This is a genomic window from Megasphaera sp. DISK 18 (genome assembly GCF_001682955.1).
Taxonomy (GTDB): domain Bacteria; phylum Bacillota; class Negativicutes; order Veillonellales; family Megasphaeraceae; genus Megasphaera; species Megasphaera massiliensis.
Genome location: NZ_LUGJ01000028.1, coordinates 31624 through 43996 on the forward strand (window position 1 = coordinate 31624; position 12373 = coordinate 43996).

General features: G+C 50.6%; 11 protein-coding genes. 10 read left to right on the forward strand and 1 reads right to left on the reverse strand.

What is annotated here, in order from left to right; genetic code table 11:
• Positions 1-37: 37 nt before the first annotated feature.
• Positions 38-1315 (forward strand): RNA polymerase factor sigma-54, encoded by a 1278-nt coding sequence (rpoN, locus tag A0U42_RS06445; protein ID WP_083122371.1) that lies wholly within the window; start codon positions 38-40, stop codon positions 1313-1315.
• 5 nt (positions 1316-1320) lie between these two features.
• Here the strand turns inward: rpoN and A0U42_RS06450 are convergent, their stop codons facing one another.
• A complete protein-coding gene (locus A0U42_RS06450; protein WP_065360335.1) occupies positions 1321-3201 on the reverse strand; it encodes a sigma-54-dependent Fis family transcriptional regulator in 1881 nt (626 codons plus the stop codon).
• Between the two features lie 233 nt (positions 3202-3434).
• On the opposite strand from A0U42_RS06450, the gene iorA reads away from it, so the two are divergent.
• From iorA to A0U42_RS06495, 9 genes are all read left to right on the forward strand, one after another.
• The gene (gene iorA, locus A0U42_RS06455; RefSeq protein WP_065360336.1) at positions 3435-5216 is read left to right on the forward strand and encodes an indolepyruvate ferredoxin oxidoreductase subunit alpha; all 1782 of its coding nucleotides are present in this window, start codon (positions 3435-3437) and stop codon (positions 5214-5216) included.
• A 1-nt stretch (position 5217) separates the two neighbouring features.
• Positions 5218-5793 (forward strand): indolepyruvate oxidoreductase subunit beta, encoded by a 576-nt coding sequence (locus A0U42_RS06460; protein ID WP_044505196.1) that lies wholly within the window; start codon positions 5218-5220, stop codon positions 5791-5793.
• A 148-nt stretch (positions 5794-5941) separates the two neighbouring features.
• The gene (locus A0U42_RS06465; RefSeq protein ID WP_065360363.1) at positions 5942-7222 is read left to right on the forward strand and encodes a hypothetical protein; all 1281 of its coding nucleotides are present in this window, start codon (positions 5942-5944) and stop codon (positions 7220-7222) included.
• A 28-nt stretch (positions 7223-7250) separates the two neighbouring features.
• Positions 7251-8447 (forward strand): pyridoxal phosphate-dependent aminotransferase, encoded by a 1197-nt coding sequence (locus tag A0U42_RS06470; RefSeq protein ID WP_065360337.1) that lies wholly within the window; start codon positions 7251-7253, stop codon positions 8445-8447.
• A 6-nt stretch (positions 8448-8453) separates the two neighbouring features.
• A complete protein-coding gene (locus A0U42_RS06475) occupies positions 8454-9791 on the forward strand; it encodes an acetyl-CoA hydrolase/transferase family protein (protein ID WP_065360338.1) in 1338 nt (445 codons plus the stop codon).
• A 193-nt stretch (positions 9792-9984) separates the two neighbouring features.
• The gene (locus A0U42_RS06480) at positions 9985-10470 is read left to right on the forward strand and encodes a hypothetical protein (protein ID WP_065360339.1); all 486 of its coding nucleotides are present in this window, start codon (positions 9985-9987) and stop codon (positions 10468-10470) included.
• A 196-nt stretch (positions 10471-10666) separates the two neighbouring features.
• On the forward strand, positions 10667-11152 hold the full coding sequence (locus A0U42_RS06485) for a chitin-binding domain-containing protein (protein ID WP_065360340.1): 486 nt from the start codon (positions 10667-10669) through the stop codon (positions 11150-11152).
• Positions 11153-11190: 38 nt separating this feature from the next.
• Positions 11191-11676: a hypothetical protein gene (locus tag A0U42_RS06490; RefSeq protein WP_065360341.1), complete on the forward strand. Its 486-nt coding sequence runs from the start codon at positions 11191-11193 to the stop codon at positions 11674-11676.
• A 202-nt stretch (positions 11677-11878) separates the two neighbouring features.
• Positions 11879-12364, forward strand: a complete 486-nt coding sequence (locus A0U42_RS06495; RefSeq protein ID WP_049917365.1) for a hypothetical protein — start codon at positions 11879-11881, stop codon at positions 12362-12364.
• Positions 12365-12373 lie beyond the last annotated feature (9 nt).

A 12373-nucleotide genomic window follows, 5' to 3' on the forward strand; every position in this document is an offset into this window, starting at 1 on the left:
AAAGCAGCCCGTGAAAGGCGGGCTGTGAGGTGGATTTATGGCAAACTTATCGCTTAAACTTGAACAAAAAACTAAATTGATGCAGGTCCAGCGCCTGACGATTCAGCTTTTGGCCCTCCACGGTCAGGAGTTGATGGACTTTCTCCAGGAACAGGTAACGGATAATCCTCTCCTGGACATCCGCTATCACGACGTCCGCGGAGCCGGGGATAAAACTGAAAAGCCCATCGACAACATTAAAAGCCGCAGTGCATCCCTCGAATCGCAGCTCATGGCTCAGCTCCGCGTCGTGTCCGTGCCGCGGCCGATTCTCTTGGCGGCGGGACTGGTCATCGGTTCTCTCGACGAGAAAGGCTTTTTTCAAGGCGATTTGTCGTCCTTAGGCGATGGCTACGGCCTTGCGGAAGAGGATATAAAAAAAGGCCTGGAACTGGTCCAGACCTTTGATCCGCCGGGTATCGGAGCCCGCAATATTTGTGAAGCCCTGCTCATCCAGACGCGGCGCCGCAGTGACGGGCCGGCCAAGACGGAAGAACTCTTGACCACGCACTATGACGATTTCCTGCGGGGGAAGTGGTCGAAAATCCAGCATGACCTCGATTTGTCAGATGGAGATTTGCGCGACATTCGGGATTTTTTGAAGACCTTGTCCCTGCAGCCGGCCGGTCAGATCGAGCAGGATGAAGTGTACATCCGGCCTGACGTCGAGATTTATCTTGAAGCGGGCGGGACATTAGCTTTCCGTTGGCTGGAAGAGCTTCCCGACGTCTATTTTCGCGACGACTTATACGCCGAGTATGGAGCCCAGAAAGATAAGAAGACTCTGGCTTATATCCGCAAAGCCCGGCGGGCTTTTAACGATCTGGCGTCGGCTTTGGCCTATCGCCGCCTGTCCATTGAACAGGTCATGAACTGTCTCTTGACTCGTCAGGAAGGCTATTTTCTCCACGGTCAGCCTTTGGCGCCCCTGCGCCAAAAGGACATTGCTGAGGAAACGGGCCTCAGTACGGCGACGGTAAGCCGCGTCTGCCGCAACCGGTACGCCCTGTTTGGCGGTAAGGTATACGGGCTGCAGTCTTTTTTAGCTACGGCTTACAGCCGTCAGCGCGAGGAAGAGGACTTTGTTTCTGATAAGGCCATCATGAAGAAAATTCAGGCCCTCGTCGATTGTGAAGACAAGGAGCATCCCTATTCGGATCAGGATTTTGCCGATTACTTTGCGGCGATTCACGTTACCATTGCCAGGCGGACGATTACCAAGTTCCGTCAAAAATTAAATATTCCCAACAGCAATATCCGGCGGCGCTGCCGATAGGGCCGTTACGGACGCATCTTATTGAAGATGGTCTGCCGCGATACGTTGAGCAATTTGGCTATATCCTTCTGGCTATAGCCTTTTTCTTGAAGCTCTTCGATGAGGATTTGCTGGATGGTCACCTCTAAATGCTTCATGTTGAGGGTCAAAGACGCCGTGTCGAGGAGGGCGTCTTTTTTATGTTGGTCGGCAATGTCGAAGAGGGCGTCGTAGGACTTGTCGAGGGTGTCGCCGAAGATGAAGTAGCGCAGGGCGACGCTGTGGAGCTCGCGGATGTTGCCCCACCAGTTATGCTGGACGAGGACTTTTTTTAAGGCCGGACTGAGATGGCATTTTTCATGGCTCATAGTTTCGACGAAGTGGGTGAATAAGTAGAGGATGTCGTCGGGCCGATCGTTTAAAGGCGGCAGATTGAGGCGCAAGGTGTTGATGCGGAAGTATAAGTCGCGGCGGAATTCGCCGGCTTCGACGGAGGCGATGAGGTCGGCGTTGCCGGCCGAGATGATGCGGATGTCGAGGGGGATGACGTAGTCCGAACCGAGGCGCATGACCTGTTTCGTCTCCAAGACGCGCAGCAGTTTCGATTGGATGCTGGGGGCCATGCTGTTGATTTCGTCAAGGAAAATCGTTCCCTTGTGGGCCATTTCAAAGAGGCCGGCCTTGCCTTCTTTGCGGGCCCCCGTGAAGGAGCCGCTGACGTAGCCGAAGAGTTCGCTTTCGAGGAGGTCCGTCGTCAGGGCGGCGCAGTTGATGGCCACGAAAGGGCCGTTGCGGCGGTCGCTGGCGTTGTGGATGCTCTGGGCGAAGAGTTCTTTCCCAGTGCCGCTTTCGCCTTGGATGAGGATGGGGGCGTTGTGTTCGGCCATGGTGGCGGCTCGTTGTATGACTTTTTTCATGTTTCCGTCGACGGTCTTGATATCTTCGAAGTGGTGAATGGCCGTCATGCCGGTTTTGGTCAGTTTGTAGCGGATATTTTTTTCCAGCCGCTGCAGCTCCGTGACGTCTCGGAGGGTCATGATGTAGTGGGATCGGCTGTCCATGAGGAAGAAGTCCGAGTTGGCGATGAGGGTGTAGGGTGGACGGCGGATGATCGTTTCATGGAAGGATGGTTTGGAACCTTCGACCCAGTCGGGGAAGATGTCGCGGATATTTTTCGTCGTCATCGATACGCCGAGGAAGTCGGCAGCCCTTTTGTTGATATGGGAAATGGAGCCGCCTGTGGAATAGAGGATGATGCCGTCCGTGACGTGGGACAAGATGGACGACATCATGGACAGCTGCTGATTGTCCTTTTCTTTGAATGACAGGAGTTCTTGGGCGTAGAGCAGGACCGACAGCATCGTCGATTCGCTGGGTTTGATGGAGTAAATCGGCATCGGGCTGGGATTGGCGATTTGGGGCAGGAGGGGACAGCCGACGATGGCCGTGTCGGCCGTAACCGGTATCTGCCGCACCCGTTCGAGGAGTTCGAGGTGGGTCTTATCGAGGCTGTAGCGGGGGTAAAATACGATTTTTTCCGACAATTCCGGCGGACAGGCTTCCTTGTTGAACATGAAGTTTTCATTGAGCAGCAAGTGAATTTTTTTGTAATTCGGGGCAATGGCCCGCAGGGCATAGAGGGCGTCGTTGGTCGAGCTGTACAGACAGAGGATGGGGATGGTGTCGATGGCCTTGGTCAGTATCTGGTGGGCGCCGCTGGTGGTGATGATGACCTTGGTTCCTTTTTCGACCAAGGCATGGGCTTGGGCGACGAGGTTGGGAAAGTCGATGATTTCGACGTCGATGATGAAGTGATGTTGTTCTAATTTCTCCTTATATGTGTCTAAGATGGTGTGAACCATCTGCTGCATGGAAAGGTCGGAAATCAGGAAGGCGATTCTATCCATAAGTTTCTCCTTTATATTTCATTAAAAATTACCGAAAAGTTCTCCTTCTATCATAAAAAAATATGAAGAGAATGTAAAGTATGTAACGAATTTTTTACATATTTTGAATATCAATTAGCTTATCAATATGAAAAAATGGCTTAAATTCGATAATATCATAGTTGGCATGATTATTTCATATATATTGTCGAACAGATAAATGAGCTGATTCAACGAATGAGGAGGTATGAATTATGAAAAAATTATTGTCCGGTGACGAAGCCATCGCCAGAGGCTTATATGAAGCCGGCGTTTCCTTTGCTTCGGCTTATCCCGGTACGCCGAGTACGGAAATCTTGGAAAACGTCTCGACTTATGATGGCATGTACTCTGAATGGGCACCGAATGAAAAAGTTGCTATGGAAGCGGCTATCGGCGCTTCTATGTCCGGTGTCCGCTCCTTCGCAGCCATGAAGATGGTCGGTGTAAACGTAGCAGCTGACCCGCTGTTTACGTTCTCCTACTTAGGCATGAACGGCGGTTTTGCCTTCGTATCGGCTGACGATCCGGGCATGCATTCGTCCCAGAATGAACAGGACAACCGCAACTATGCTAAATTCGCTAAAATCGCTATGTTTGAACCGTCGGACTCCCAGGAATGCATCGACATGACGAAAGAAGCGTACCGCGTCAGCGAAAAGTACGGTGTTCCCATGATGATCCGCATGACGACTCGTGTCTGTCATTCGAAGAGCCTCGTTGAAGAAAGTGATCGTGTAGAGGTTCCGGCCGTTCCCTATAAGAAACAGCGCGAAAAGATGGATGCCGTTCCGGCCATTTCCAAACAGCGCCGCTACGTCGTCGAAGAACGGGAACAGAAACTGAAAGAATACGCTGAAGAATGTCCTTTTAACGTCGTCGAAATGCACGATACGAAGATCGGCATCATCTCTGCCGGCTCGGCCTATATGTATGCCAAAGACGCTTTAGGCGACAAGGCTTCTTACTTGAAACTCGGCTTTACCTACCCCTTGCCGATGAAGAAAATCAAAGCCTTTGCCGATTCCGTCGATGAACTGTACGTCGTCGAAGAACTCGATCCTTTCATGGAAGAACAGATTCGCCAGGCCGGCATCGCCTGCCATGGCAAGGATGTCATCCCCAAGATCGACGAACTAAACCCGAATATCGTTGCTGAAGGCATTTTGAAAGAAAAGGCAGAAGGCTTCGACGTTCCCGATACCTTGTTCGTTCCCCGTCCGCCGGCTCTCTGCGCAGGCTGTCCGCACCGCGGCTTCTTCTACGAACTGGGCAAACGGAAAGATACGGTCATGATCGGCGATATCGGCTGTTACGCCTTAGGCGGCGCGGCGCCCCTCAATGCCAAAGACCTGGCGGTCTGCATGGGCAGTGCCTTCTCCGTCGGCCACGGATTCAGCCACGGCTTTGAACTGAGTGATCAGAAGAAACGCGTCGTCGGCTGTATGGGCGACTCGACCTTCTTCCACACGGGCATCAACTCCCTGACCGAAGTTGCCTACAACGGATCCAACACGATCTGCGTCATCTTGGACAACCGTATTACGGGCATGACGGGTCACCAGGAAAATCCGGGCACGGGCTACAATATCAAAGGCGAACCGGCTACGCTCATCGATATCGAAACGGTCGTCAAAGCCTTGGGTATCAAGAACGTTCGCACGGTCAATCCGCTGGACCTCAAAGTTATGAAAGAAACCCTCGACTGGGCATATGCGATTGAAGATGGACCGTCGGTTATCATCACCAAGTGGCCCTGCGTCCTCAAGAAGTTCTCCAAAGAAGATAAAGAAGAATTCGACCTCGATATGACACCCTGCGCCGTCGATACGGAAGTCTGCATCGGCTGCAAGAAGTGCTTATCGACAGGCTGCCCGGCTCTGCGCTTCGACAATGAAGCGAAGAAATCCGGTATTTCTGAAACGGACTGCGTCGGCTGTACGGTCTGCATGCAGGTCTGCCCGGTTCATGCCATTTACAAGAAGGGGGATAAATAATATGTCAGACGTAAAGAGCGTACTCTTCGTCGGTGTCGGCGGTCAGGGTACTATATTAGCCAGTAAGATTTTAACCATCGGCCTCATTGAAAACGGCTACGATGTAAAAATGTCCGAAGTCCACGGCATGAGCCAGCGCGGCGGCAGCGTCAGCACGCAGGTCCGCTTCGGTAAAAAAGTTTATTCGCCCATCATCGGTGAAGGCTCGGCAGATATCCTCATTTCTTTCGAGGAAATGGAAGCGGCTCGCTATGCCAAGTTCCTCAAGAAAGACGGCAAGATGGTCGTCAATAAGATGCAGATTCCGTCCCTGCCCATCCTGTCCGGTGCCTGTTCGTATCCGGAAGGAATTTTAGAAGAATTACAAAAACGCGTACCGATTACCATTGTCGATGCAACGAAAATTGCGACGGACCTCGGGAATCCAAAAAGCGCCAACGTCGTCCTCTTAGGGTCTCTCATCGGATCCTTGGGACTGCATAATATCGATTGGAAGGCGATTATTGCCAAGGTAGTAAAACCTGCTTTTGTCGATATTAATTTAAAGGCTTTCGATGCCGGTATGGCCGCTGTATAATAGAGTGTGTGCTAGAGTAAAATGCCAGGCATGAAATGAAGTGCCTGGCATTTTTGGCACCCAAGGAGGAAGAAACACCATGCAACCTACGACAAAAGTACCAGAAGCAGCATCTCTTCGTTCACGTTTATTCGGCAAATCCTATGAAATGTACGCACAGGCGGCGGGCATCACCGTTGACGAATGGAAAGCAGAAACGAAATTCAGCGGCATTGACCTCGGTTGGGTCATCCTGTGTGTCGGTATGTCTTTAGGGGCGGGAATCGTTTTTCTGCCCATCCAAGTCGGGCTATCCGGTTTGCTTATCTTTGCTCTCGTCGCTATCGTCGGTTATCCGATTGCCTATGCTCATCAGAAATTGTATTTGAACGTTTTGGCAGAAGCTCCTAAATGTGAGGATTTTGCAGGTATTATCTCCGGTTATTTGGGGAAAAATTGGGGTTTCTTCCTGGGTGCTCTATATTTCGTCTTTACGACGATTCTCCTCTTCTTGTATTCTACAGCGTTGACGAATGACAGTTCGTCCTTCTTAATGACTTTCGGCGTTACGGAATCGCCCCTGGTCGATAATATGTTTTATGGCGTAGCCCTCATTTCCTTCTTGGTCCTCATCGCGTCCCAAGGGGAAAAACTGCTCATGAAGATCTCGTCGGGCATGGTCTTTACCAAAGCCATGGTCATCTTGGCGCTCGGCATCATCATGATTTCCCACTGGGATCTGGCGAATATCCTGATTCCGCCCGATGCCTGGTACGTCATTAAAAACTTTATCATCATGCTGCCCTTCATCGCCATGTCGATTGAATTTTTCGTAGCCCTCGGTCCGGTGGTCATCTATTTCCGCTCCAAAACGGATAATAAGGTCGTCGCCCATTATCGAGCTATGAGGGTTTATAACAGGGCGTACTTATTCTTAGTCGGATTGGTCGTTTTCTACACCATTTCTTTCAATCTGGCTATCGATCATGACCAGGCTGTCGTCGCCTATACGGCCAATATTTCCGCCCTGGCCCTGGCTGCGCAGAATATGGACGGCGCCTTGATCAAGGTCTTGAATCTGATTTTGAACATCTTCGCAGTGGTTACGGCTTTCTTTGCCATGTTCCTCAGCTTCCGCGATGCCTGTACGGGGATCGTTTTGAATCTGTTGAACCGATTCATGAATGCCGATACCATCCCGAAAAAGGCGATTACCTATGCTACCAGCCTGTGCTGCATCATCCTTTGCTGGGGCGTCATCGTCCTCAATGTTCCAATCTTGAAATTTACACCGATTTTAGGCGGCCTCATCGGCATCATCGCCTGTTTCCTTCCGACCTACCTCGTCATGAAACTCGATATCTTTAAGAAATACCGTACATGGCGGTTAGTTCCCATCGTGTTTATGGGGTTCATTCTCCTCATTTCCCCGCTCATTTCATTATTATAACCTCTCATTGTATAAAGGAGTGACTCTTATGGCTTCCCAAGAAATGTACCGTTTAGGTTCCCAAAGTTCGGTTATCCGCGAACTCTTTGCTTATGGTCAGGAACAGAGTAAAATCGTCGGTAAAGATAAAGTGTTTGACTTCAGTATCGGCAATCCTACCGTTCCGGCACCGTCCTGTATTAAAGAAGCGATTGAAGATATCCTCGCCACCCGTGAGTCGGCAGCCATCCACGGCTATACGGCAGCCTCCGGCGACCTCAGCGTCCGCCAGGGCTTGGCCGACTACATGAACAAAACCTATCAGGCCGGCGTCGAAGCCTCTCATTTCTATATGACCTGCGGCGCAGCAGCCTCTTTGACGGTTACCTTAAAGGCCCTCGTCGAAGGCCCGGACGATGAAGTCATCGTCATTGCGCCCTTCTTCCCGGAATACTCGGTATTCATCGCTAATGCCGGTGCGAAAGCCGTCGTCGTTCCGCCTGATACGGAACACTTCCAGATTCCCATGGATGAACTTGAAAAGGCGATTACGCCGCATACACGGGCCATTATCGTCAATTCGCCGAACAACCCGTCAGGCGTCGTTTATTCGAAAGAAACCTTTGAAAAACTCAGCTCTTTATTGACTAAGAAATCGGCAGACGTCGGCCATGCCATCTACCTCATCGCCGATGAACCGTACCGTGAAATCATCTATGACGGACTTCCCATTTTATACGTCCCTCATATCTATAAGAATACCATCGTCTGCTATTCCTACAGTAAATCCCTGAGCCTTCCCGGCGAACGTATCGGCTACATCCTCGTACCGCCCAGTGCTGAAAAAGCGGCTGAAGTCTATACGGCTGTCTGTGGTGCCGGCCGGTCCATGGGCTTCGTCTGCGCACCCCATCTCTTCCAGGATGTCATTTTGAAATGCATGGGCCAGACGTCGGATATGAACGTCTATGATGAAAACCGTAAATTGTTATATAATGGACTTAAAGAAATGGGCTATGACTGTGTGTATCCCAGCGGCGCGTTTTATTTATTCGTTAAGTCGCCCGAGGCTGATGCCAAGGCTTTCTCCGACAAGGCTAAAGCTTTGAACCTCCTCATCGTACCGGCAGACAGCTTTGGCTGCCCGGGCTATGTACGGATTTCCTACTGTGTCGAAGCCGACATGATTAAGCGCTCCTTCCCGGCATTCCGGCAGCTCATCGCTCAATACCAAGAAAAGAGGTAACAGACTATGAACGTATACGACGAGTACAAAGCGAAATGCTGCAGTGCCGACCAGGCTGTCAAGCTGGTAAACGACGGTGACTGGGTCGATTACAGCATGAGCTGTGCCTATCCGACGGCCCTCGACAAGGCCTTGGCCCGGCGCCGTGACGAATTACAGGACATCAAGGTGCGCAACGCCATTTCCTGCCATCCCGTCGCTATTTTGGAAGCCGATCCGGAGAACAAGACCTTTACGTACAACCTGTGGCACTGCTCCGGTGTCGACCGGCAGTATCTCGATGCCGGCCGGGCTTATCACGAACCGATGCTCTTCCGCGACTGCGGCTCCTACTACCGCCGCGGCTTTGCGCCGGTCAACGTGGCCATGATTACCGTAGCGCCTATGGATAAGCAGGGCAATTTCTCCTTTGGCCTCACCAACGGCTGTCAGCAGGAAATGCTCGATGCAGCGGAACACATCATCGTCGAAGTCAATCCTAAGATGCCGACCGTCTTCGGCATGGGCAACGACCACATCCATATTTCGAACGTCGACGCCGTCATCGAAAGCGATGAACCGGTAGGGCTTGCCCCGAACCGTGAACCGGCAGAGATCGATAAGGAAATTGCCGGTAAAATCTTCCCCTATCTCCATGACGGCATTACCCTCCAGCTCGGTATCGGCGGCATGCCCAATGCCTTAGGCATCCTCATCGCCGAATCGGACTTAAAGGATCTCGGGATGCATACGGAACTCATGAGTGACGGCTATCTCAACCTCTATAAGGCCGGGAAGATCACCAATGATAAGAAACCCTTCCAGCGGGGCAAAGGTGTCTTCTCCATCTGCATGGGGTCCCAGGAGCTGTACGACTTCCTGGATCACAACCAGGACATCCTGTCAGCACCGATGTACTACGTCAACAACCCGGAAACGATTCGCCAACTCGACGATTTCATTTCTATCAACAGCTGTATTGCCGTCGACCTTTACGGACAGGTCTGTTCCGAATCGGCCGGCACACGGCACATCAGCGGTACGGGCGGCCAGCTCGACTTCGTCACCGGTGCTTATGCTGCCGAACACGGCAAGGCCTTCCTGGCCATGCAGTCCAGCCGCGTCGACCGCAAGGGCAAACGCCATTCCAACATCCTGCCGAAATTTACGGGCGGCGACATCATCACGACGCCCCGGACCCAGGCCCCGTACATCGTAACGGAGTGCGGCGTGGCCAACCTGTCGGGCCTGGCCACGTGGCAGCGGGCCGAAGCCTTGATTGACATCGCTCATCCGGAAGTTCGGGAAGAATTGATTCAAGCCGCCGAAGAACAGCGTATTTGGCGGAGAAGCAACAAACGATAATTTGGTGTAGCTTGCCTTGCAAGGGCATTTCTATAAGCGAAGAGTCTCTCATCATGCAGTGTGATGAGGGACTCTTTTTGTCTGCGTACTGCCTTAAATTTGTTATAATGTTGATAAAAATAATCTTTTATGCTACTATGCAGGTATAGTAAAACATGACTGAATCATCGATGAGAGAGGAGGTATTCAGCTTATGTTTAAAAAGATGGCAGTACTGATTGTTGCTTTTTCTGTCCTTTTGGGCGGCCTTTGTATGGCCGATAAGGCAGGTCCCCTTCCGGCCAGTGAAGCCTCCCTTGGCGGAATTACCTTAGGTAGCCCCATGAGTTATGTTAAAAGTATTTACGGGTCTCCGACGGAGCGGGGATGGGTCCGGGCTCGTTTCACCAATGGGACGATTGCTAATCTCTATGGAAAGGGGTTTTACATCGTTGAATATCCCGATAAGCCGAAGGTATTAGAACTCTATGTAAATGCCCATAATGGGATTGCCACACCCATGGGGATCGCTGTGGGCGTTCCCAAATCGACTGTCGACAGACTGTATGGCAGTAGTACGTATTCGCAGGGCAAGTACTATTACTATACCCGGAATGCCATAGCCATTATGATCGTTTACGGAAACGACACCAATGGGGTCACGGTGGTTAAATCCATCAATATACAGTACCAGTCGTAACAGGCTCAATCATGACTGCCTATGTCGTTATCATGGGCAGTTTTTTTGCGTCGCATCGGGGCGATGAAACCCGGTTGGAGAATTGTGTTTATAATTAAACTGCCGGTGCTGTAAACATATTGATAGAATTATTTTTTTATGATACGATTCAGTTATATTGAGAAACAAACCGATAATAGAGGAGGAATTTTCTATCATGTTCAAAAAAGTGGCAGTTCTGGCATTTTCCCTTACTACCCTGCTGGCGAGCTCCTGTTTGGCTATTATGACCGGCCCCGTTCCGGACAGCGAGGCGTCGCTCGGCGGCATCACCTTAGGAAGCACCATGAGTTATGTGCGCAGTATTTACGGCGCTCCGACGAATCGAGTCCCGACCAAGGATTACATCCGGCAAGATGCCTTCAGCAACATCTATGGCAACAGCTTTTACGTCATCGAATATCCCAAGAACAGCAGTGTAGAAGAACTCTATGTGACGGCCAACAACGGCCTTGCCACGCCCCTGGGGATTACCGTCGGCATTCCTAAGTCGACCGTCGATAAGCTGTATGGTGAAGGCAGCTTTGTCCAGGGATCCTATCGCTATCTGACGCAGGAGGGAAAAGTCATTCAAATCAAATACGTAACTGATGACAATGATATGCCTGTCGTTAAATCTATCTATATTCGCTATTCGGCGTAATAAATTAAACAAAGGATGATAGAGGAGGATTTTGTATTATGTTTAAGAAAATAGCCCTTATGATCTTTGCCCTTTCCACGATGGTTGTGGGAAGCTCCTTTGCCGCCATGGTTGGCAACGTTCCCGACAGTGAAGCTTCTCTGGGAGGGATTACCTTGGGCAATAAGATGACTTATGTCCGCAGTATTTATGGTGAACCGACGGAACAGAGACGGGCGAAGACGGTATTGAATGAAAATGCAATCTTGTATCGCTACGGCAAGGGATTTTTTATCCTTGAAAATCTCTATAACTATACGGTCGAGGAGATTTTGACCAATGCCAATAACGGGATTTCGACGCCCATGGGAGTTACCGTCGGCGTTCCCAAGTCCACCGTCGATACATTATATGGTGAAGGGCGTCTTTGGAACGGTGCCTATCTTTACCTGACGGACCAGGGGAAACGCATTGAAATCAAATATGAAGCGGATGCCAAGGGCGTTATGGTCGTTAAGTCCATTTACGTTCGTTATCCGGCGTAAGCTTTTTTGGCTTGAAACTGCTCGTGTCAGACGATACGGGCAGTTTTTTGCAGAATGGATGGGATGTAAGCGACGGGAAATGGAACGTCGATCCGAATTGCCGGCCTGTTGTTTCTGTGAAAATATTGCTACCAAGAGAATCGGTATGATAATATAAACGTAGATTGATAAAACGAACGAGAATACGGAGGGAGTTGGTATTATGTTTAAAAAAGTTGCAGTCATGGTTTTTGCTCTTTCCATGATGGTGGTGAGTACCTGCTTAGCCTATACCTTTGGTCCGGTTCCTGCCAGTGAAGCCTCCTTGGGCGGCATTACCTTAGGAAGTCCCATCAGTTATGTCCGCAGTGTTTATGGTGACCCGACAGAGACTGCTTGGGGCAAGGACCGTCTCAACCAAGATGCTAAGTCATATCGCTACGGCAAGGGATTTTTTATCCTCGAGAGGCTCTATGACAATACCGTCGCAGAACTGATGACCAGTGCTAATAATGGGATTGCAACGCCCATGGGGATTACGGTTGGCGTTCCCAAGTCTACGGTGGATGCATTGTATAGCGGAGGGCGGTCCGGAAACGGATATACTAGCTATATGACGCAGAATGGGGCCTTGATTAAAATCACGTATGGCCGTGATGCTAATGGCGTTCTGGTAGTTACGTCCATCACGATGAGATTCCCTGAGTAAGCTGTTCAT

Excerpts from the sequence above, each read along its gene's own strand:
- iorA (WP_065360336.1), top strand. The coding sequence starts at position 3,435 with ATGAAAAAATTATTGTCCGGTGACGAAGCCATCGCCAGAGGCTTATAT.
- A0U42_RS06465 (WP_065360363.1), top strand. The coding sequence starts at position 5,942 with ATGTACGCACAGGCGGCGGGCATCACCGTTGACGAATGGAAAGCAGAA.
- rpoN (WP_083122371.1), top strand. The coding sequence starts at position 38 with ATGGCAAACTTATCGCTTAAACTTGAACAAAAAACTAAATTGATGCAG.
- A0U42_RS06485 (WP_065360340.1), top strand. The coding sequence starts at position 10,667 with ATGTTCAAAAAAGTGGCAGTTCTGGCATTTTCCCTTACTACCCTGCTG.
- A0U42_RS06470 (WP_065360337.1), top strand. The coding sequence starts at position 7,251 with ATGGCTTCCCAAGAAATGTACCGTTTAGGTTCCCAAAGTTCGGTTATC.
- A0U42_RS06480 (WP_065360339.1), top strand. The coding sequence starts at position 9,985 with ATGTTTAAAAAGATGGCAGTACTGATTGTTGCTTTTTCTGTCCTTTTG.
- A0U42_RS06490 (WP_065360341.1), top strand. The coding sequence starts at position 11,191 with ATGTTTAAGAAAATAGCCCTTATGATCTTTGCCCTTTCCACGATGGTT.
- A0U42_RS06460 (WP_044505196.1), top strand. The coding sequence starts at position 5,218 with ATGTCAGACGTAAAGAGCGTACTCTTCGTCGGTGTCGGCGGTCAGGGT.
- A0U42_RS06495 (WP_049917365.1), top strand. The coding sequence starts at position 11,879 with ATGTTTAAAAAAGTTGCAGTCATGGTTTTTGCTCTTTCCATGATGGTG.
- A0U42_RS06475 (WP_065360338.1), top strand. The coding sequence starts at position 8,454 with ATGAACGTATACGACGAGTACAAAGCGAAATGCTGCAGTGCCGACCAG.
- A0U42_RS06450 (WP_065360335.1), bottom strand. The coding sequence starts at position 3,201 with ATGGATAGAATCGCCTTCCTGATTTCCGACCTTTCCATGCAGCAGATG.